Origin of the sequence: Methanobrevibacter sp. TMH8, from assembly GCF_020148105.1 — an archaeon.
Taxonomy (GTDB): Archaea; Methanobacteriota; Methanobacteria; order Methanobacteriales; family Methanobacteriaceae; genus Methanobinarius.
In genome coordinates, this window is the sequence record NZ_JAHLZE010000011.1 from 20,746 (window position 1) to 44,030 (window position 23,285).

A 23,285-nucleotide genomic window follows, 5' to 3' on the forward strand; every position below is an offset into this window, starting at 1 on the left:
TTATCTATAATTAGCTCTTTGATTCCAAATAGCTTTCATAGATTTGTAACCACTGCTTTTTGGAGGATTTTTCAAGTTAAAATTATTTATAATTTCAACTATATTTTCAATAGCTATTTCACTATTTTCAAGAAGTTTTTTTCCATTAGGCTTGTTAATAATGAGTTTATATTGATTATTAGAATGATTAAAATCACTTAAAAAATCAGCTATTTTATCAATTTCAAGAATTGGGATATCTAATTCATTAGCTAAATCAACACTTCCATGTTTTTCATGGAAACCAGCTATTTTTATTGAAGGAACTTCTAAAACTCCTGCTTCTATTGTCATTCCCATTCCTGCACCATAAATCATTAGTTCAGCTGATTTCATAAGACTTAAAAGTTCAACATATTCATCTAAAACTTTAACTTTAGATGAACTTACTAAGTTTTCAATCAATTCTTTTTTAAACCTATATGGCGCTATTAATGTAGGGAAATTAGCTTTTTCAATAGCTGCTATTAAACTCTCTAAATCATTATTCTTTAAATCTCCACCTAAAACTACTAAAATAAACTCAGAAACACCATATTTTGTTTTGATTTCCTTTTGAGGTGTTAAGTTCATATCATTTACAAATTTATTTACATAACTTGCCATTGGATATCCGTGGATATTTTTGATATTATCTGTATTTTCAATATTTTCAATATTATTATCGTTATTAAGATTATTCGCATTATTTCCTATCAAATAAACTTCTTTTAAAAAACTTTTATATTTTTCTTCAGGAACAGTAATTAAGTTTGAATAAGCTATTGTTTCAATGGGATTATAAATATCTTGTTCAATATGAATTATAGGAATTCTAAGTATTTTGGCCGCAATTATTGATTTTCTAACATCTCCTGCATTTCCACAAGTGATTAATAAATCGATACCTTTTCCACTAAGTGCAGATAAAGCTTTAATAGTATCTTTAGCTATTAAATAAGCTAACTCTATATTATTTCTTTTTACTTTTCCAGTGCCTCTGCCTTCACCTATTGAATATGTTTTATCACAGTATGGACTTATTAAATCATAAGCTCCAGATCCATGAGTTAAACCAATTATTTTACTTTTTCTCCAATTTAGTTTTCCTTCTATTTCTAATTCTTTTAATTTTTGTATTATTGGAATAAAAGTTTTTCCAGGAGCTATTTCACATGCAATGGCTATAGTAATGTTTTTCAATTAATCACCATCATTATTATAATTATTAATTCCAAAATCACTATTAGATATATTATAAAGATAATAAACAATTACTATGATTCCGAGTAAGTAGAATAACCAGACTACAAGATCAGTTGGCCCGGTTTCAATCCAAACAATTGTTTGTGCAAGTATTATCCCATAAAATGCAGTAGCTATTCCTTTTAAATGTTTTTGAATCATATGAAGTAGTTTAAGGATAAAACCAATCAAAAACATTTGTATGGCAATACCTATCATTCCAAAGTCTAAAATAGCTGGACCAAATATTGTAGAGGTTATAGAATGACTCTCTCCAAGTACAGTTTCCCCAACTAGAACACGGGGGTCTACTGATTTAAAAAATCCTGTAAGTGTATAATAAAATAGATCTCCATGTGTTGAACCAGCAAGTGGAATAGCTCTATCTAAAATATTTAATGTAAATCCTGCCCTATATGAAATTAATTCAATGGCGTTTAGTCTCCAATGTTGCCATTGGATAGCTTGAACTGCTATGAATCCAACAACAATCAATAAAATAGCTATAATAGCTGTAAACATTATTTGATATCTAATTTTCATATTTCTAGAATAATATAATGTTATAAATACGCTTAATAAAATAGCTATTGGAGTAGTTCGGTAACCAGTTAATGAAAACATTCCTAACCCTATAATTAAAAGTAAATAATAGATTTTTCTATTATATTTAGAAAGTAAAAGGTTTATTCCTATTATGAAAAATATATATGAGAATAACCAAATTTTTGTAGCTGCTTTTGCCTTTAAAATTCCACTAAATAGAGGAATTCCTCCAAGGAACAAAAAATTAATTATTTGTAGAATTATCCCAATTAGAACAATAGCCAATATAATATATTCGACTGATTCAAATTTTGAAAAATCAAATGAAGGAATTGAAGGCGATTTTCCAAAATTTATACTTTTTAAAGTTTTTATCTTATTTTTAAAGCTTTTGGAAAATTTAGATAGTATTTTTGGAAAATTAACCCCTAAAATAAAAAATAAAATTCCAAGAATTATATATAAATACACTTGAAATGTTGGACTGGGTAATTCATCAGAAAAGTATAATGCAGGTATAGCTATTAATATAAAAGCTATTATAAGAATAATAAGTACGTAAGGATTGAAAATATCAATATTTTCTATTTTGCTCTTTAAATTATTCTTTTTGAGATTCATATGATATTTCCTATATTAGTATATTATTTAGAATATCTTTATATCCTTATATTCTTATATTATTATTGAAATTATCTATATAATAATTCTATATAATATTATAATAAGATTATAATAATAAATTATATTAAATAAAATTAATAAATAGATTATTTTATAATAAATATTATATTATAATAAGTTTTGTAATTATTATAATAATAACCTTTATAATTTACATTTTAATAATGTATTTATTGTAATATTATTTATCTTTATTTTGTCTTATTTTTTATTTTTCTATTTTGCATTGATTATAATTATAATTATATAATAAAATATTTTTTAAAATATTTTTAATAAAAATATAAATAATGAAAAATATAATTAATATCTATGAGAATTGTATTAGCTGGAACTGGAAGTGCAGTAGGTAAAACAACTATTTCTACAGGGATAATGAAAGCATTATCTAATGAAATGAATGTACAATCTTTTAAAATTGGTCCAGATTATATAGATCCTTCATATCATTCGTTAGCTACAAACAACCCTCCACGAAATCTTGATTCTTTTTTTATGAATGAAGATCAACTTAAACTTTCTTTTGATCGTGGAATGAAAATAGCTAAAGCTGATATTGGAATTATTGAAGGTGTTAGGGGTCTTTATGAAGGTATAAGTCCTACAGGAGATATTGGGAGTACTGCTTCTGTAGCTAAAGCACTTGATGCTCCAGTTATTTTAATCATGAATGCTAAAAGTCTTGTTAAAAGTGCTGCAGCTCTTGTTCTTGGGTTTAAAGCTCTTGATACTGAAGTTAAAATTGAAGGAGTAATTCTTAATAAAATAAAAGGTAAAAGACACTATTTAAAAGCTAAAGAAGCTGTTGAAACACTTTCTGATGTAAAAGTAATTGGGGCAATCCCTCGGGATGATGATTTGGAAGTAAAAGAAAGACATCTTGGTTTAGTTCCAGCTCTTGAACAAGAAAGAATAGCTAATGATATAGATAAATGGTCAAAAGTTGTAAAAGAATATATAGATTTAGATGCTTTAAAAGAAATAGCTAAATCATCTCCAAAGATCAAAATTAATAAAAAAACTGAACTTTGGAATACAAACAACAAAAAAACTACACGAATCGGAATAGCTCGTGATGAAGTATTTAATTTTTATTATACTGAAAATTTTGAAAGTTTAGAAGACAATAATGCTAAATTAACCTATTTTAGTCCTTTTAAAGATGAAGAACTTCCTGATGTTGATGCACTTTATATTGGAGGAGGTTATCCTGAAATCTTTGCAAAAGAACTTGAAGCTAATGAATCTATGAAATTAGCTATTAAAAAATTCCACAATGATAATAAACCTATCTATGGCGAATGTGGAGGACTTATATATCTTTCAAAATCTATTGATGGATTTAAAACATGTGATATTTTACCATATCCTTCACAAATGACTGATAAAGTTCAAGGTCTTAGCTATGTAATAGCTAAATCAAATGAAGATAATCTTATTTCACAAAAAGGAGAAGTTTTTAGAGGTCATGAATTTCATTATACAAAGTTGTGTATAGATGAAAAAGATGTAAATAGTGCTAATTTTGCTTTTGATATTGAAAGAGGTCGAGGTATAATTAATAAACAAGATGGATTGTCAGTTGGTAATACATTAGCTAATTATATTCATTTACATGCTTGTTCTTGTCCTAATTTAGCTTACAATTTTACAAAGAATATTAATGAACTTTGATTTACTTTTATGATTTTTTATTTCATATTTTTATTCACTATTTTTTATTTATTAATATTCCATTATTTTCTTTTATTAAAATATTTTAGCTGTTTTCATTTTTTCATTATTTTAATTTCTATATAAAATAATTTTTTAATATGAGATAAATTTATGTATTTCAAAATAATTTTTTAATATAGCTTCAATTTTATTAAAACAAAATAATTTTCTTAATTAAAGGTAATATTGCCTTTAAAATTAGTTATAGAAAAATTTATTTACTATTAAATCTTAATTTATTGTTAGGGTGAACTTCTACTAATTTAAAAAAGAATAACATTTTAAAAATACTGGGTAAGGAGAATTTTACTATTCACCTTGCTACTTAATAGTGGAGGTGATAATATGATTGAAATTTTTGAAATTATTGCATACCTTTTACTATGCATTTCAATCATTTAAACCTACTATTCTATCATTAAAAAGTAGTTAGAAGTTTTCTATTCTTTTACTTAATTAGAAGGGTTCACCCTATTATATAATTGTTTTATGTAGATAGTAAAATATATATGTTATGGAATACTAAATATTTCATAAGTAAAGTGATGAACTTTGCCCGGTATTTGTATATTGAAGATGTTTTTAACTTCTTCTGATCTTGAGGATAGCTATTTCATAGCTATCTATATCAAGATTCTTCTATTTTTATAATTATTTTTCTAATGTATAATAAATTATCTGATTATATATTAGATGATTAAATTTTAATAAAGAACATTTTTTAATAAAAAGAGGAGGATTATCCCCTCAATTATTATTCCTTTTTTTCATCTTTAATAGAAGAACAATAATGGTAAAACATGTCTGTTATAATTTTTTTGGAATAATATTATTGAGAGGAGTACCAAAATATGAAAAACCTATTTACGGACTTTATTTTATATAGAGGAAATAATTTTTTTTAGGTTATTCACAATTATTTGTATTGTTGGTTATAGTATATAAATATTTAGGCATGCCTAAAAATATAACTTATAAAATATTATAAAATATTATAAAAAAATGGAAGTTGTATAATTATCAAAATATTGTAAGTAATTAATACAAAAATGATAATAATTTGACCTAATAATTTTCACTGAAAATTAACAAAAATGATTTTTTTTAAATAAAAACTATCTCAATCTGTTTTTTATAGCTATACTTCACTATTATTCTATTTAAAAGTTTTTGAACTTTTCATAACTAAATTTCTTCAATTACAAGAAACTTATATATATACTTAATGGTCCAAGCTAAAGCATAAAGTACTTATTAAGAAACAATAAATAAAAAAATGGTGATAAAATGGTTGTCAAAATTGGAATAATTAAAAGCGGTAATATTGGTACCTCACCTGTATTAGATTTATTACTTGATGAACGTGCTGATAGACCAAACATAGACGTAAGAATTATCGGTTCTGGAGCTAAAATGAATCCAGAACAAGTAGAAGAAGTAACTCCGAAAGTTAAGGAATTTGACCCGGATTTTGCTATATTTATAAGTCCTAACCCAGGTGCACCAGGACCAGCTAAAGCAAGAGAACTTTTATCTGGATATGACATCCCTGCTGTAATTATAGGCGATGCTCCAGGAGCTGGAAAGAAAGATGAAATGGAAGAACAAGGTTTAGGTTACATAATTGTTAAAGGAGACCCTATGATTGGAGCAAGAAGAGAACTCTTAGATCCAACTGAAATGGCTTCTTTCAACGCAGATGTTATTAAAGTATTAGCTTTAACTGGTGCTTACAGAGTTGTTCAAAATGCTATCGATGCTCTTATAGAAGCAGCTGAAGCTGGTAAAGAATTAGAATTACCAAAAATCATATTAACTGCTGAAAAAGCTGTTGAAGCTGCAGGTTTCACTAATCCTTATGCAAAAGCAAAAGCTTATGCTGCATACGAAGCTGCTGGTCAAGTAGCTAGTATTGATACAAAAGGTTGTTTCATGGTTCAAGATGCTAGTCAGTACATAACTATTGTAGCTGCTGCTCACGAATTAATTGCAAATGCTGCAAAATTAGCAACTGAAGCAAGAGAAATTGAAAAAGCTAACGATTCAGTTTTAAGAACTCCACACAGTGGAAAAGGTACTACTGTTTCTAAAACTAAATTAATGGATAAACCAGCTTAAGTTTATCTTAATAATTTTTATTTGCCGTTTTAAAACGGCACATTTTTTATTTTTTTTATCATATATTGTTCATAGGTCTTTTTAGATTTTTTCTAGATTTTTACTAGTTTTTATAAGATTTTTATATTTAATATATACTTTTTATATATTGTAGATTTTATTTTCATTTTATTATAGATTAATTTTTAAATATAATAAAAAAATTTGATTTTGTTTATTAGAAAAATTATTGATATCAAATTACAATTTTACTATTTCATGTAAATTTTTCATTTCAAAATAAATTTTTTTATTAAAGCTTTATTTTTCTATTTAAGAGCAATATTGCTTTTAAATATCCATTAAAAAGGTTTATATCTTATAAATCTAATATATTAATGGAGAAGATTTATGAATTCAAAAAAAGTCAAACACAATCTCTTGGCAGTTGAACAATAAATTCATCTGCCTCTATTTAAACGATAGGAGGTGATTGCATGAAGGAATATTTTAAAGCAATTGCTTATTTCTTGTTGCTATTCATTTCAATGTTAATTGGACTATGGTTCCGTTAAATTACTATTGTTCTGGCAGTGAAAAGTTTTTAGTCTTTTTTATCTTAAAGATTTAATCTTCTCCAATTTAAACAATAAACTATATATATTATCAGTCACATACTATATATACTATTGTAGTGATTCTGCTACGAGATTGTGTTTTAAGGAGCTTTTTAGCTTCTTGAAATTGTCTTTAGTTCTCAATTTTTGAGAACTTTTAGACAATTATTTTTTTAAATAAGATTAAGTTTCTTTATTCATCATTAATTTTTAAGTTTTTTAGTTTTTTCAAGGATTCATCAATGTCAGATTTATATTTTTTGGTTTAAATTATTCTAAATTTTTCATATTCTTATTTAGCTATTTTATCAGCAATTTTTTCACTAATATTTTCTTTATCTATTTAATTGAGATACCTACAATGTATAGTGGATAAAAAAGAAAAATATTATAAAAATTACCTAATAAAATAATAAAAAAAGAAAAAAGAAAATAAGAATAAATAAATTTAATCTATTTAAAAAAATAATATTTAAATAATTCCTTTGGTACTAGGAATTGAATCATGTTCGATTTTACAAGCATCTTTGAGAGCTTTTGCAAAAGCTTTAAATATTGCTTCGGCTTTGTGGTGGTCATTAGATCCTTCAGCTTGAATGTTTAGATTTACTTTTCCTGAACTTGCAAATGATTCAAAGAAGTGGGTGATTGTATCACTAGTCATGTCACCAATTTTATCATTATTAAATGAGAAATCTGTTTTTAAATAGCTACGCCCACTGATGTCAATAGCTACAGTAGCTAGAGAATCATCCATCGGAACGATTGTATGAGACATCCTCTTTATTCCCGTTTTATCTCCAATAGCTTCTAAAAATGCTTCTCCAAGTAATATTCCAACATCTTCGACAGTATGGTGATCATCAATGTCAATATCACCAATAGCTTCAATATCAATGTTTATTGAACTGTGTTTTGAAAATGATTCTAACATATGATTAAAAAATTTGATTCCAGTATTTATATTATATATCCCTTTTCCATCTAAATCTATCTGTATTTTAATATCTGTTTCAGATGTTTTTCTAGATACTTTAGCTATTCTCATCTTTTTCATTTTAATCACTATTAGATTTCATTTATCTTATTTTAGTAAATATTAATTATATTATCTATAATTTTATTACTATAATTGTTTTATATCTATAATTTTATAATATTCTATAATTTTATCATATTTATAATTTTATTATGATTAAATTAATTTATGCCTAATTTATCTTTATTATCTTTTTTAGCATTTTTTAATCTTTTTAATTCATTTTCATCATTAGGAGCATTTCTAATAACAGTTATAGCTCCTTCTGGGCATTTTGATGCACAAAGTGTGCAAACATGACAGTATTCTAAATGATCTGCATGAGCTGTCTTATTTATGTTCCAAATTTTCTGCCCCTTTGGACATATTTCTTTACATTCTCCACAACCAGTGCATTTATTTTTATCTACTTCAATTTTTAAAATAAGAACACCTCACCCTTTCCATAATCTATTAATTCTTATTTATTATAAACACATATTATTATAAATTAATTATTTAAATTTATTATTAATTATTTAAATTATTATAATTTTAAAGTAGCTATTGAAACAGCTTTAAAACCAAGATAAACATCTTTTCCTAATTTTAAATTAAGATTTTCTTCTGCAGAACGTGTTATATTTGAATATAAATAAATTCCACCTACGTCTACTTTAACTCGAATCATTTCTTCATTTAAGCTAATTTCGGTTATCTGTCCTTTAAATATATTTCTGACACTTGATTCTTGTGGTTTCAACATTATAAATATGTTATCATAGCTAATAAGTGCTAATATCTTATCTCCAACATGATATTTTTCATTCATTGGAATTGTTATATCGATATTATTTAGCTTAATAGTCATTACTTGCTCTTCTTTGTTAATAGATATTACAATAGCTTCAAGCTCATTTACTTCTTTATGAAGTTCCATAATAGCATTGATTTTTTTACATTCTTTTAAAATCAGCTTTCCTTCTGAGGTTAGTTTTGCACTACCTCCTCCACCTTTTCCCCCTTTACTTGTTGATACAACAGATATTTCAAGTGAAGATTCAATTTTCTCTATATAATTGAGAGCCGTTCTATAAGATATTCTTGTTAGTTTAGCTGCTTCTGTGATTGATCCTAAACTATTTATATTATTTAAGAGTTGGAATTTTTTTGAATTTAGAAGAAAGTTATTCTCTCCAACATTTATTTTATATTCCACTCCTGCTTTAACCTTTGTCATGTCAATCCCCTAGTTATTCTCATTAATGCCCTTTCATCTGTTTTATAATATTGATTTTATATTATAAATAATACAAATTATATAATATCTTTATAGCTTTTTATTATTATAGATTTTGCTATTCATATTATTATTGTGTTTATGTTTTTAATATAGATATTTATTGTTATGATATCTAAATTCTGAAATAATAGGTTAAAATATAGGTTAATATAAATATATTATATAATTTGTAATTGTATAGAAAATATTATAGATATTATTATAGATAATAGTATAAAAAATTTTATAGATAGTATTTATAGAATCTTTAAAATCTACAAAAATGTCCTGCAAAGGTTTAAATAGTACATTTTACTACCTTTTATTAATAGATAATTTCAGTAAAATCATGAAAAATTAATTGAAATATTTAATATATTACCTTTTTTAATTCTTTAACTGAATTATTAAGTTTTATTATTATCTTAAATCATATATAGAATTATTTTAAGTTAATTAATTTAAATTATAAATTTAATTATAAATTTAATTATAGATTTAATTATAAATCTAATATAAATATTCCTATTATAAACATTTTTATAATTATTTTTTATAATTATTATAATATTATAAATTCACGGTGAAACTATGTATAAAATCGAATTATCTTCTGATGAAGTCCCAAAAAAATGGTATAATATTAATGCAGATCTTCCAGCTGAAATTCCTTCTCCAAAAAATAGTAAAGGGAAAAAACAAGTTGAATCTCTCCCTAAAATATTTTCAAAAGGAGTACTTGAGCAAGAATTTTCAACTGAACGATATATATCTATTCCTAAAGAAGTTAGAGATTTGTTCATGAGAATGGGTAGACCAAGCCCGCTTTTCAGAGCAAAATCTTTAGAAGAAAAGCTAAATACTCCAGCTAAAATCTATTATAAGAGAGAAGATTCGTCTCCAACAGGTAGTCATAAACTAAACAGTGCAATTCCACAAGCTTATTATGCAAAAAAAGATGGAATTGAACGATTAACTACTGAAACTGGTGCTGGACAATGGGGTACAGCCCTTTCTCTTGCATGTTCTCAAGTTGATATGGATTGTACAGTTTATATGGTTAAAGTCTCATTTGATCAAAAACCTTTCAGAAAAACTATCATGGGAATATATGGAGGAAAAGTTTTTGCTTCACCAAGTAAACACACAGAATATGGAAGAAAAGTTTCAGCTGAAAATCCAGATCATCCAGGATCTCTTGGTATAGCTATTTCAGAAGCTATTGAAGATGCACTTGTTAATGATGAGGTGTACTATTCTATTGGTAGTGCTTTAAATCATGTCATGTTACATCAAACAATTATAGGTCAAGAAGTTAAAAAACAATTAGAAATAGCTGAAGAAGAACCAGATGTAATGATTGGATGTGTTGGTGGAGGAAGTAATTTTGCAGGTTTTACTTTCCCATTTATAAAAGACAAACTTGATGGAAATAGTGATTGCGAATTTATTGGTGTTGAACCTAGTTCTTGTCCTACTTTAACACAAGGAACATATGATTTTGATTTTGGAGATAGTAGTGGTTTAACTCCTCTAATTAAAATGTTTTCTCTTGGGCATGATTTTATAGCTCCTTCTGTACATGCTGGAGGTCTTAGATATCACGGAATGTCACCTCAAGTCTCTTTACTTAAAGACCAAGGGTATATTGAAGCAAAAACAGCTAGCCAAGATGAAATTTTCAAAGCAGGAACTTTATTTGCTAAGGCTGAAGGAGTTGTTCCAGCACCAGAATCTAGTCATGCAATAAAAGTAGCTATTGACGAAGCTAAGAAATGTAAAGAAACTGGAGAAGAAAAAACAATAGTATTCAATCTATCTGGGCATGGTTTACTTGATTTAGTTGGATATGATAAATATTTATCTGGTAGTTTGCCTGTAGATTCTAAATAATAAAATACTTTGTATTTTAAACTTATAAAATATAAAAAGTATTTTATAAATAATAAGAGATTTTTATCTCTTTATTTTTAAATTTAATATTATAATTTTACTTTTTTGCCTATTTTATCTTTTTTATCTTTTTCTAACTATTTTTTACCTATTTTATCTATTTCATTTATTTACCTTTTAAATATTTTCAAATAATACATAAAATTGTAAATAAAACAAATAGAAATAGAATAGAAATAAAAATAAAATAAAAATAAAGCAAAAATAAAGTAAATATAAAATAAATATAAAAAATAGAAATATATAAAATTAAGAATATTTTACACAAATATTCAATAAATATAGAATATTGTTAATAGGAATTAATTTTTTAATAAGATTTTAAAATAAAATCTTTTAATTTTTTAGATAATTCTGTATGGTAATTAGCTATTTCTCCAATTTTTTCTAATTCTCTCTCTTTTTCGTGGTATTTTATAACTAATTTGTCATAGTCTTTTTGGAGTTTTGAAAGTTCTTTCTTTTGAGAAGATTTCATAGTTTTCATACTAAGTTTGATATCTTCCATATGAGATTCCAAATATTCTAACCTTTCTTTCAAATCTATTTTGTCTCTTTTCAAAAGTTTTCTTTCTTTTTTTAGTTTTTCGATATATTTATCTTTCTCTAAAAGTAACATTCTCTGAGTTTCAAGAGAAACCTTATTATCAATGTCATCTTTAGAATTTTTTTCTGATTTTTTGTCATTTTCATATTCTTTGAGAGTTTTTTCCAACTCTTTGATTTTTCCTTCAGATTTTTCAAATTGAAAATGATTTTCATTCAGTTTTTTCTGAAGAGACTCAATTTTATTTTCTAAATTAGTTATTTTAGCTTCAGAATCATATATTATAGAATTATTTTTTTCTATTGTAGATTTTTGGCTATTGTTTAATTCTGTTAATCCCTTATTTTCTGTCTCTAAATTATTTATTTTATCATAAAAATTTTCTATGTCTTCTAAATTAGATGAAGGAATTATTAACACTGTTTCATTGTTTTCAAATATATTATCTTCTTTTGGTATTGTTATTTGAACTTGTTCAGTATGGTATTTCTTTTTTTTCCCATCTTTAAGTGTTCTAGTGTATTCTCTCGAATATTTCTTAACAATACTTTTAATAAATTCCATAAAATTCCTCAATCAAATATCCGCAGATTTTTATCTTGTTTCATTAATAAATTTTTATTCATATAATTCAATCAATAATTCAATTATATATTTCATATAGTATATAATAATATAAATTATGAATATGTTTTTTATATTAATGTTAATTATTTATATATAATAGTTTTATCTTATTGTTTATTTTATTGTTTTAAATTACTTTTAAAAATAATTTATTTAATAATATTATCTCTATTGATATTGTATTATATATTTTCCTATATACAATGTTTAATATATTCTAATATTTAATTATTTGATATTTAATTATTTAATTATTTAATATTTAATTATTTATTATTTTATTATTTTATTATTTTTAATAATTTCAAAATTTTATTTATATTAGAAATTACATATAATATACAATTACTAAATATATAAATTATTAAATAATAATTACTAATCTATACAATTACTAATGATTTGATAATTAGAATAACTACATAATTAGATAATTTGGATGATAATATGTTTATTGTGGGAATTAGTGGAAGTCCTAGAAAAAAAGCTACTGAACATGTTTTAAGCAAAGCATTGGCTGATCTCAATGAAAAAGGTTTTGAAACTGAACTTTTTTCTGTGAGAGGGAAAAAAATTGCTCCATGCCTTCATTGTGATTACTGCTTAAAGAAGAAGGTATGTATTAATAAAGATGATATGTTTGAAGTTTATGATCTTTTTAGAAAAGCTGATGGATTTATAATGGCCAGCCCAATGTATAATGGATCTATTTCGGCCCAAATTAAAGCTATCATGGATAGATGTAGGGCACTTGGAGCTGAAGATGTAAATATGCATAAAGGAAAAATTGGAATGTCAATAGCTGTTGGAGGCGACAGAGCTGGTGGTCAAGAATTAGCTATTCAGCAGATAAACACTTTCTATATTCTCAGTGGAATTATTCCAGTTAGTGGAGGTCCTTTTGGAGCTAATCTCGGTGCTTCATTTTGGTCACAAGACACTCTTGAAGGTGTAAAGGAAGACGAATATGGTTTTAAAACACTAAATAAAACTTTAAAACGATTCATTGAATTTTTAAATAAGTATGGGGAAGATTAGGATAATTTTCTAATTTTCTTTTAAATTATTTTCTTATTTTTCTTTTATTAAAATGTCATAAAAATATTAAATAAATGATAAATTTATTCATATAATATTTAAACTTACTTTTCAGAATTTTTCAATTTTTGAAATTACCATATTCATTTTTTCAGCTATTATTTCACTTTATTTATCAGTTTAATAATCTGATTCAATTGTATTTAATAGTATTTAATTCAAAATTGGATATTTTTTATATAATATAAAATATTTTAGGGATAAGTATTTTAACTATAATGAATTAATATATTCTTTTGAAAAATCGATTGTATTAATAATTATATTAATTAACTTTAAATTAACAATAAGTATCAATAATTAGCAAAAATTAAAAATAATTAAAAATAATTAAAATTAATAAACAATAATTAAATTAACAATAATTAATTATAATAAATATAATATTATATTTATTAAATATAATCAATCGAATATTTTGAAAATATAGGATTTTTATTTATATGGTGATTTAATGTCAAAGTTAGCTAGAGGCAGTTTTTTAATTCTCATTGGAAATATAATTTTCCGATTTGGAGGATATATATATCGTTTTTTAATGGCTGCACTTCTAGGGCCTGCTTCTTATGGTATTTTGGGATTAACATTACCATTTCAAGGGATTTTTCAAGTTTTAGCTGCTGGTGGACTTCCTCCAGCTATAGCTAAATATGTATCGCAATATTCTGCTCTTGAAGAAGATGAATTAACTAGGCAAACTATTTACACTTCTTTAAAGATAATGATATTTTTAGGGCTTTTTTTTGGCCTTATAATGGTGTTTTTTGTAGCTCCTTATCTTGCATATGATTTCTTTTCTAAACCAGAAGCATTACTTCCTCTACAAGCTGTTGGTCTTATAACTCCTTTCAGTGTAATTGTTGGAGCATTTAGAGGTGCATTTCAAGGAGTATATAAGATGGAATATATTCTTTATACTCGTGCTGTTGAACAAGTATTTATGATATTATTTGCTACCGCACTTGTAATTCTCGGTATGTCTGCTTTTGGTGCTGTATTAGGGTCTGTAATTGGATTTGCACTTTCTGCTCTTTCTTCTGTTATAATATTTAAAAAATACATGTGGAAATATATTCCTCAACCATCTACTGATTTTAAATTCCCATTAAAAAAAGAACTTGATTTAGCTAAACAATTAGTTACTTTTTCTATTCCTGTAACAGTTACAGCACTAGCTGAAATGGCGATTTACAGTGTCTGTACTATTATTATGGGTAAGTTTTTAGTAGCAGATTTAATTGGTTATTTTGTAGCAGCGGATCCTATAGCTAGACTTCCATTAATAATATCTACTTCAATAGCTACTACAATTTTACCTGCTTCATCAGCTGCATTTAGTACAAAAGATCAAGGTCTTTTAAACAAGTATGTTTCTCAAGCTTATAAATATGGAATGATTTTAGTTGTTCCTATTTGTATTGGAATAGCTATGTTTGCAAAAACAATAATGTCTACAGTATATTTCACAAATTCAGATTATGCTCTAGGTGCTATGGCTTTAAGCATTCTTGTAATTGGTATGACTTTTTATTCACTCTTTACTATTTCTGCAAGTATAATTCAAGGTATAGGAAATCCAAGAATTCCAATGTATGTTCTTATTGGTGGAACAGCTCTCACAGTGGTGTTAGGTTGGTTCATGATACCTGCATTTGGAATTGAAGGAGGAGCATTAGCTACTACTATTTCATCATTTGCTATGATGATTCCAATTTTAATAATAACATTTAGATTAACTAAAGTTAATCCTCCAGTTACGTTCTTTGGAAAATTAGCAATTTCTTCAGCTATTATGGCATTATTTATTCTATTGTTACCTCAAAATATAGTTGGATTGGTTTTAGGAATAGTATTCTGTCCAATTATATATTTCATAGTTCTTACTCTTCTTAAAACATTTACTCCTGAGGACATTCAAGGAGTTAGAAGATTTTCAAATAAATTAGGGCCTTTTTCATCATTATTAAACAAGATTTTAGATATTATGGGAAGGTTTGCTTGATTTAGTATTATAACCTTTAACAACCTATTTTTATTATTTTTTTATTATTACCTTATTATTATTTTATTTTTATTATTTTATTTTCATAATATTTTTTTCATAGTATTTTCGAAACCCTATTTTTAATATTACTTTTCATGAGCTCTCTACCTAAGTCCATTTATATATAATTCACCCATTTTATATTATCTAATAATGATTTTTGGGTTTTAATAATTTTTCCAAAATCATGATTTTTATAAAAAATATGAAAAATTTGAAAATTATTTTAAAAATTTTTAGGTGGTATAATGCCAACGCAAAGATTAATTAAGCTATTCAAAAAGGATGCTTTAGTTAGAGGTATAAGAGGGAAAACTTATAAAGCTATTATTCAGGAAGGGATAAATATTCCTGAAAATCCTAACACATGTTATGTCGAATTTATAAATAAAACTCCAGTAATATCTCATTTTGATGATATCAAAGATATCCAAAAAGTTTCTTTAGAAAAAAATATTTCTGGAATTACAACACTTGAAATGTTTTCATAGATTCTATTAGAATTTAAACATTTTTAACACAAATATTTTCATGAATAATTCATGAATAATTTTAAATATTTTAAAAACAACTATCTTTTATGAAGATTTTGGCAATTGATATTGGTGCAGGAACCCAAGATATATTATTTTATAACACTGAAAAGGAGCTTGAAAACTCTATCAAATTGGTTTTACCTTCCCCTCCAGTAATTATTGTTGATAAAATTAAAAAACAAACAAATTTAGGAAATAATTTGTACTTTGATGGAACCATAATGGGTGGAGGTAAAATCAAAGGAGCTATTTTAGCACATATTGGGGCAGGATATGAAGTTGTGATGGAAGAGAATTCTGCTCGCACTATAAAAGATGATTTAAAAGTTGTTGAAAATTTAGGCATTGAAATTGTTGAGGAAGATAGCTACATATATAGTCCAAAATATTCTAACTATTCAAAAATAACCTTAAGAGATATTAATATTGATGAATTATCTTCAATAATATCTCAATTCGATATAAATTTTAATTTTGATGAAATAGCTGTTGCTGCTCAAGATCATGGCTTCAGTGAAAAAATGGGTGATAGGGACTTTCGTTTTGAAAAAATTCGCGAGAGACTATCTGAGCCTTTAGCTGTTGAAGAATTTGCTTTTAATGGAAATATTCCAGATTATTTTTCTAGAATGAAAGCTATTGAAAAATCTCTTGAGGGTTTCAATCCAATTCTTATGGATTCTAAATTTGCTTCTGTTTGTGGAGCAAGCATGGATCCAGAAGTAGCTAAACTAAATAGCTATGTTGTTATGGATATTGGTAATGGCCATACTATGGCTGCTTCTATAGAAGATGGGAAAATTCAAGGGGTCTTTGAACATCATACTTCTAGTTTAACTCCTGAAAAAATTGAAAATTTAATTGAAAAGTTAGTTCAAGGAACTATAACTCATGAAGAAGTTCATAAGGATAATGGTCATGGGGCTCATGTTATTAATCCAATATCTAAAGTTGAAAAGGTTGTTGTTACTGGACCAAGACGAAATATAATTGAACAAACTAAATTAGATTATTATAATGCTTCTCCTGGTGGAGACGTCATGATGACAGGGCCAGTTGGTCTTATTAAAGCAGTTGAATATCTTAAATAATTATTGTTCTTCTTATAATAATTGTTTTCTGTTAATATATTAATAATTTTTAAAATGAAACTCGATCCTCATATTCACAGTATTTATTCTGGAGATGCAAGAAGTAAGCCAAAGGATATTATAAAACAGGCTTCATTTCTTGGCTTAGATGCTATAGCTATAAGTGATCATAATTCAGTTGAAGGTTCTAAAATAGCTATTGAATTGTCAAAAAATATTGATAATTTATTAATTGTTCCTTCTATTGAAATCAGCTCTAGCGAAGGGCATATTCTTGGTTTTGGAGTTGAAAAAGTTATTCCTCGAGACTTATCTCCTGTGGAAACTGTTGAAAGAATCCATGATCAAGGAGGATTAGCTATTGTTCCTCATCCTTTTTCTTCATATAGGGATGGATTGTTTTTTAATAATAGAAAAGCTATTGAAAAATTAACAAACCCTGATTATTCCAATGATAGTAGTGATAATAATTATGATAATCTGAAGATAGATGGTGTTGAAGTTCTAAATGCAAGATATATTATTGGATATTCTAATTATAAATCTAATAAATTAGCTGAAAAATCAAATTTAGCTAAAATTGGTTCTAGTGATTCTCATTTTTTAGATTCTATAGGGAATTGTTATACAGAAATTAAAAATATAGATTCTGAACCAACTATTGATGATATTATTGAAGCTATTAAATCTAAAGATACAATTGCAAAAGGTACTAGAACTTCTAATAAATTGATATTAAAAGAAGTTTTTAATAAGAAAATAAGAAGAATCTATTAGTTTTTACATTTAAAAATTCATAATTACAACTTATTTTAAACAATAATATGATATAAAATACATATTCTAGAATATGATATATATTCTATAATAAAATTTATATAAATTAGATTATATATTTTAAAATAATGTTATATCAATAAAAAGATATTAAATCTTAATATAAATATATAAATTTTAATATAAATTTTAATATTGATTTAATATTATAAGGTATGTGATATTATGGATATAGAATTTTGTCAATCTTGTGGTATGCCTATGAATGATAATGATTATGGAACCAATGTAGATGGAACTACAAATAAAGATTATTGTAATCATTGTTATGATAATGGAGAATTTACTTCTGATAGAACAATGGATGATATGATTAATTTTTGTGCTCCTAAAATGGCTGAAAATACTGGCATAGATGAGTCAGAAGCTAGAAAAATAATGGAAGAAATGTTTCCTAATTTAAAACGTTGGAAAAATAATAAATAAATAGTTAAACCAGTGTTTATCATGGCAATAGAGTCAAATATAATTGATTTTTTATCAACTTACTTTTTTTCTGGATATACAATATTCAACACACTTATATATGGAATAATACTTGTTGTAGCTATATTTGGAATTATTAAGATTTTTGAGCACTATAAAATAAACCCTACTGATCTTATATTTCCTCTTATTCCATTTATTTTTCTAGGGTCTGGTGTTCGTGCACTAGTGGACAATGGAATCTATCCATATACCTGGGCTTTAATAACACCTGGAATTTACTTTATTGTAGGTGGTGCTGCAATAGTTACTCTTATATTTTCAATATATCTTCAAAAATGGAAAGATATTGATTTTAGATATACAATATTTATTATTGGCCTTATTATAGCTATTCCAAATCTTATCAATATCAATCAATTAAATTTAATAGTTATTGCTCAAATTTTGCTGATCTGGGGACTAATTACAGCAGCATTTATTATAGTAGGCAAATTTTGGCCTTTATTCTACCACAATTCTTATAATGGAAAAATAAACCTTTCAATAATTTCTGCTCATTTATTTGATGCTTCAACTACATTTATGGCTGTAGATTATTATGGTTACTTTGAACAACATGTAATTCCCAATTCTATTTATAATCTAACGGGAACAGCTATTACAATGTTTCCTCTTAAAATTATAGTTATTTGTCTAGCTTTATATTTAATTGATAAATATGTTGATGATGAAATTATTGCAGGAACTTTAAAACTAGCTATTTTTGTACTCGGCCTTGCTCCTGGAGTTAGAAACTTTTTGAGTTTAGCTATTGGTACAGCTTTTTAATAAAATTTATACTAATATTTTTTTTGATTTTCTTAAAATTTTTATACTACTTTAAACAAAAATTTTCATGTTATACTTTAGATGAATTTTCTTTCATTTTTCATTATAATTTATAATTTTATATAAAATTTAAAAAAATTATAGATAATAATGTAAAAAATTAGAAAATATTGAAAATATTGAAAATATTAAAAATACAGAAAATACAGAAAATTTAAAGATTTTAAGATTTAAAAATTAAAATGATATCAGATTTTAAGATATTAGAATTTTAAGATATAAAACATTAAAATTTAAAAAGTATTTTTTCTAAGTATAACATAATACAGAAATGAGGAATAAGTGTGCAGATAAACAACATAGAAATACCAAAAAGTGAATTGAATCTTCCAAAGACAATTAAACTTTTTGATACAACACTCCGTGACGGAGAACAAGCACCTGGGGTAGCTCTAACTGTAGATGAGAAAATACAAATTGCTCAAAAGTTAGATAACCTTGGAGTTAATACAATAGAATATGGTTTCCCTGCAGTTTCTGAGGGAGAACGAAATGCAGCTAAACAAATCAATGATTTGGGATTGAATGCAAATATTTGTGGTTTAGCTAGAGTATTAAAAAATGATATTGATGCTTTGTTGGATTGTGACTTGAGTTATGTACACACATTTATTGGAACTTCTCCTCTTCATAGAGAATATAAATTAAAAATCTCAAAAGAAGAAGTTTTAGATAAAGCAATCTCAGCTGTTGAATATGCTAAAGATCATGGAATCACAGTTGAATTTTCTGCAGAAGATTCTACTAGAACTGAAGAAGATTTCTTGCTTGAAGTTTATAAGGCCATAGAATCTGCTGGTGCCGATGTGATTAATGTTCCTGATACTGTTGGAGTATTAGTTCCAACAACCACAAGGAAACTTATAAATATATTGATGGATAATCTTAAACTTCCAATTAGTGTTCATTTCCATAATGATTTTGGTTTAGCTGTAGCCAACTCTCTTGTAGCTATTGAATCTGGAGCTAGTCAAGCTCATGTAACTGTTAATGGAATTGGTGAAAGGGGTGGTAATGCATCTCTTGAAGAACTTGCAGTTACACTTAAAGTTGCTTATGGCATGGATTTAGATATTGATACTACTCAACTATATAATGTTTCTGACTTTGTGTCAAAAATTACTGGTATTAAAATGCCTCCAAATAAACCAATTGTTGGAGAAAATGCATTTGCACATGAATCTGGAATTCATGTTCATGGAATACTGCAAAATGCAGCTACTTATGAACCAATATCTCCAGAAATCGTTGGACACTCAAGAAAAATAGCCCTTGGAAAACATACTGGTGCAAATTCTTTAAGAGCAAAATTAGATGAATATAACATAAAAATGGATGAAGATCAATTTTGTACTGTTTATGATCAAGTTAAAGATCTTGGTGATAAAGGAAAATGTCTTACAGATGCCGACTTAAAAGCTATTGCAGTAACAGTCCTTGGAAAAACAAAAGAAGAAGCTGTAAAGTTAGTTGGATTATCAGTTAGTTCTGGTTCTGGAAAAACTGTTTCACCTACAGCTACTGTTAAATTGAATATTAATGGTGAAGAAAAAGAAACATCTTCTATTGGTGTAGGGCCAGTTGATGCTGCATTAAATGCTATTCAAAATTTAGTCAAAGGAACTACAAATATTGAATTGGAAGAATATAATATTGAAGCTATCACTGGTGGTACTGATGCATTAGCTGAAGTATTCGTTATTACTTCTGATGAAGAGGGTAATAAAGCTACTGGTAGAGCTACTCGTGAAGATGTTATTATGGCCAGTGTAGATGCAGTTTTAAATTCAATAAACAAAATTTTGATGATAAAAGAAGCTAAATAACTCTTTAAATATATATGTAGAAAATCATTTTTATAATATATTTTATTTTTTCTTTTATTATTCTATTTTATTATTTTATTATTTTATTTTTTATTTATTTTTTCTTTTATTACTATATTTTTTTTATTTTTATAACATTTTAAATCATTTATTTTTTATTTAAAACTTTTATAAATATTTTTTTATCTTATATTTCATTAAATAAGCTTATTTTTTTGTTTTAAGATTATTTAATATATATGTAGAAAAAAATTTTTCTATTAGATATATTTATTTTCAAATTATATATCTAAATATATCTAAAATATATTTAAATTATATTTAAATTATATTATAAAATATATTTTTAAATTAACTATAGTCAAAATATTAAAATTAATACTATTTATCCAAAACTTTAAAAAAGATAAGTTATATAAATGTGTTAATACATAATATATGTATTATTATCGGAGGTCATTATCATGCCAGAAGAAAATATTGTATACATAGGAAGCAAACCTGTAATGAATTATGTTCTTGCAGTAGTAACTCAGATGAACAGTGGCGTATCAGAAGTTATCTTAAAAGCAAGAGGAAGAGCTATTAGCAGGGCCGTTGATGTTGCCGAAATTGTCAGAAATCGTTTTATACCTGATATGGACGTTCAAAACATTGATATTTGTACCGAAGAAATTGTTGGAAACGATGGTGTTTCAACAAATGTATCTACTATAGAGATACAGCTTAAAAAAGATAATTAGAGTTTATTTCTTTATTTATCTATTATTTCATTTTTTATAATTCATTTTTTATAATATATACATAATAATTACATAATATATTACATAACTTATTACATATTCTATTACATAATCATTACATATTCTATTGTATACTCTTTTTAAATAGCTTATTTTGTAATTTATACCGTTTTCATATATTTATCATATATTCATGATTTTCATAATTTATTGTCTACTATTATCTATACATGATAAATTTGATAACTTTTCCAAGAACTCTATAATACCAATGATCCATTGATTTACTAACATTCTTCAGTTCATCTATAATAGGTATTTCTTGAGGACATTTCTTTTCACAAACACCACATTCTGTGCATTTATAAGCAGCTGATTTATCTTCAGTTGACTGTACATACATTACTTGTGGTTTAAATCCTCCAAACATTGATTTATCATTATAAGAAGAGAAACAGATAGGTATATCTACTCCCTGTGGACAAGGCATACAATAAGCACAGTTTGTACAATTCACTTTAATTTTCTTTTTAAACTCTGTTTTAACCTTTTCTAACATTTCTTTTTCTTCGATTGTTAATGAATTGGCTTGGGTTTCTGATGCAACTCTTATATTGTCTTTGATATGCTGTTCTTCATTCATTCCTGATAAAACCACTTTTACTGCAGGATGATTCCAAACCCATCTAAATGCCCATTCTGCTGGAGATCTTTTAATTTCAAAATTGTTCATTATCTTTTGAGCCTTTTCTGGTAGCTTGTCAACTAACATTCCTCCTCTAAGAGGTTCCATTACTATTACACCAATGTTTTTAGAAGCTGCATACTCTAAACCTTCTGTTCCAGCTTGATAATTTTCATCAATATAATTATATTGTATCATACAAAATTCCCAATCATAATCATCTATTATCCTTTTAAAATGATGTAAATTTCCATGGAATGAAAAACCAAAATTAATTATACGTCCTTTTTTCTTTTCTTCATCTATAAAATCTAAAATTCCATTTTCTTTTAATGTTTCCCAGTCTTTAAATTGCATTAAGCTATGAATCATGTAATAATCGATATAATCAGTTTGTAATCTATCCAGCTGCTTTTCAAAGATTTCATCCATTTTTTCTCTAGTTTTAGCTATAGGGCCTGGCATTTTATCAGCAATTTTTACCTTATCTCTACAGTTATTATTTTTTAAGATTTCTCCTAGATTTTTTTCACTTCCTGGATATAAATAAGCAGTATCAAAATAATTAACACCATTTTCTATAGCTGTCATTATTTGTTTTTCTGTTCTTTTATAATCAATAGCTCCATTTTTTCGAGGATATCTCATACATCCATATCCTAAAATGGACAATTCATCTCCATTCTTTTCTATTTTTCGATAAAACACATTTTCATCCCCATAGTAAATTATTTTCCCAAATTATTATTTTTTATAGA

At 25.6% G+C, this 23,285-nt stretch carries 19 protein-coding genes and 1 pseudogene; 13 read left to right on the top strand and 7 right to left on the bottom strand.

The window, feature by feature from the left end:
* A complete protein-coding gene (locus tag KQY27_RS02290; RefSeq protein ID WP_224424956.1) occupies positions 1 to 1,221 on the bottom strand; it encodes a hypothetical protein in 1,221 nt (406 codons plus the stop codon).
* On the bottom strand, positions 1,222 to 2,430 hold the full coding sequence (locus tag KQY27_RS02295; RefSeq protein ID WP_224424957.1) for an oligosaccharide repeat unit polymerase family protein: 1,209 nt from the start codon (positions 2,428 to 2,430) through the stop codon (positions 1,222 to 1,224).
* A 375-nt stretch (positions 2,431 to 2,805) separates the two neighbouring features.
* Here KQY27_RS02295 and cfbB point away from each other — a divergent pair, with 375 nt between their 5' ends.
* A complete protein-coding gene (gene cfbB / locus KQY27_RS02300; RefSeq protein ID WP_224424958.1) occupies positions 2,806 to 4,167 on the top strand; it encodes a Ni-sirohydrochlorin a,c-diamide synthase in 1,362 nt (453 codons plus the stop codon).
* A 1,329-nt stretch (positions 4,168 to 5,496) separates the two neighbouring features.
* Complete coding sequence (locus tag KQY27_RS02305) at positions 5,497 to 6,327, top strand: F420-dependent methylenetetrahydromethanopterin dehydrogenase (protein WP_224424959.1); 831 nt, start codon at positions 5,497 to 5,499, stop codon at positions 6,325 to 6,327.
* A 1,068-nt stretch (positions 6,328 to 7,395) separates the two neighbouring features.
* On the opposite strand, the gene hisB is transcribed toward KQY27_RS02305, so the two are convergent.
* Positions 7,396 to 7,971 (bottom strand): imidazoleglycerol-phosphate dehydratase HisB, encoded by a 576-nt coding sequence (hisB, locus tag KQY27_RS02310; protein ID WP_224424988.1) that lies wholly within the window; start codon positions 7,969 to 7,971, stop codon positions 7,396 to 7,398.
* A gap of 159 nt (positions 7,972 to 8,130) precedes the next feature.
* Between hisB and KQY27_RS09220 the strand changes: the two genes are divergently transcribed.
* Positions 8,131 to 8,262, top strand: a complete 132-nt coding sequence (locus KQY27_RS09220; RefSeq protein ID WP_255596597.1) for a hypothetical protein — start codon at positions 8,131 to 8,133, stop codon at positions 8,260 to 8,262.
* Positions 8,263 to 8,288: 26 nt separating this feature from the next.
* Here KQY27_RS09220 and KQY27_RS02315 read toward each other — a convergent pair.
* Together KQY27_RS02315 and KQY27_RS02320 are read right to left on the bottom strand one after the other, a co-directional pair.
* A pseudogene (locus tag KQY27_RS02315) lies at positions 8,289 to 8,387 on the bottom strand (4Fe-4S binding protein); the annotation flags it as partial.
* A 101-nt stretch (positions 8,388 to 8,488) separates the two neighbouring features.
* Positions 8,489 to 9,181, bottom strand: a complete 693-nt coding sequence (locus KQY27_RS02320; protein WP_224424960.1) for a TOBE domain-containing protein — start codon at positions 9,179 to 9,181, stop codon at positions 8,489 to 8,491.
* Positions 9,182 to 9,814: 633 nt separating this feature from the next.
* Here KQY27_RS02320 and KQY27_RS02325 point away from each other — a divergent pair.
* Positions 9,815 to 11,116, top strand: a complete 1,302-nt coding sequence (locus KQY27_RS02325) for a TrpB-like pyridoxal phosphate-dependent enzyme (protein WP_224424961.1) — start codon at positions 9,815 to 9,817, stop codon at positions 11,114 to 11,116.
* 370 nt (positions 11,117 to 11,486) lie between these two features.
* Here the strand turns inward: KQY27_RS02325 and KQY27_RS02330 are convergent, their stop codons facing one another.
* Positions 11,487 to 12,287 (bottom strand): hypothetical protein, encoded by an 801-nt coding sequence (locus tag KQY27_RS02330; protein ID WP_224424962.1) that lies wholly within the window; start codon positions 12,285 to 12,287, stop codon positions 11,487 to 11,489.
* A 510-nt stretch (positions 12,288 to 12,797) separates the two neighbouring features.
* On the opposite strand from KQY27_RS02330, the gene KQY27_RS02335 reads away from it, so the two are divergent.
* The 9 genes from KQY27_RS02335 (at position 12,798) to albA (ending at position 21,842) form a co-directional block, all read left to right on the top strand.
* Entirely contained in the window at positions 12,798 to 13,388 is a 591-nt protein-coding gene (locus KQY27_RS02335) for a flavodoxin family protein (protein ID WP_224424963.1), read from the top strand.
* Between the two features lie 514 nt (positions 13,389 to 13,902).
* Positions 13,903 to 15,450, top strand: a complete 1,548-nt coding sequence (locus KQY27_RS02340; protein WP_224424964.1) for a flippase — start codon at positions 13,903 to 13,905, stop codon at positions 15,448 to 15,450.
* Between the two features lie 290 nt (positions 15,451 to 15,740).
* Entirely contained in the window at positions 15,741 to 15,983 is a 243-nt protein-coding gene (locus tag KQY27_RS02345) for a hypothetical protein (RefSeq protein WP_224424965.1), read from the top strand.
* A gap of 89 nt (positions 15,984 to 16,072) precedes the next feature.
* Complete coding sequence (locus KQY27_RS02350; protein WP_224424966.1) at positions 16,073 to 17,119, top strand: DUF1786 domain-containing protein; 1,047 nt, start codon at positions 16,073 to 16,075, stop codon at positions 17,117 to 17,119.
* A 54-nt stretch (positions 17,120 to 17,173) separates the two neighbouring features.
* A complete protein-coding gene (locus KQY27_RS02355) occupies positions 17,174 to 17,896 on the top strand; it encodes a PHP domain-containing protein (RefSeq protein ID WP_224424967.1) in 723 nt (240 codons plus the stop codon).
* 225 nt (positions 17,897 to 18,121) lie between these two features.
* Entirely contained in the window at positions 18,122 to 18,382 is a 261-nt protein-coding gene (locus tag KQY27_RS02360; RefSeq protein WP_224424968.1) for a zinc ribbon domain-containing protein, read from the top strand.
* 21 nt (positions 18,383 to 18,403) lie between these two features.
* On the top strand, positions 18,404 to 19,213 hold the full coding sequence (locus KQY27_RS02365; protein ID WP_224424969.1) for a DUF63 family protein: 810 nt from the start codon (positions 18,404 to 18,406) through the stop codon (positions 19,211 to 19,213).
* A gap of 344 nt (positions 19,214 to 19,557) precedes the next feature.
* Positions 19,558 to 21,099, top strand: a complete 1,542-nt coding sequence (locus tag KQY27_RS02370; protein ID WP_224424970.1) for a 2-isopropylmalate synthase — start codon at positions 19,558 to 19,560, stop codon at positions 21,097 to 21,099.
* Positions 21,100 to 21,563: 464 nt separating this feature from the next.
* Complete coding sequence (gene albA / locus KQY27_RS02375) at positions 21,564 to 21,842, top strand: DNA-binding protein Alba (RefSeq protein ID WP_224424971.1); 279 nt, start codon at positions 21,564 to 21,566, stop codon at positions 21,840 to 21,842.
* Positions 21,843 to 22,062: 220 nt separating this feature from the next.
* Here albA and KQY27_RS02380 read toward each other — a convergent pair whose 3' ends face one another.
* The gene (locus KQY27_RS02380; protein WP_224424972.1) at positions 22,063 to 23,235 is read right to left on the bottom strand and encodes an aldo/keto reductase; all 1,173 of its coding nucleotides are present in this window, start codon (positions 23,233 to 23,235) and stop codon (positions 22,063 to 22,065) included.
* Between the last annotated feature and the right edge of the window lie 50 nt (positions 23,236 to 23,285).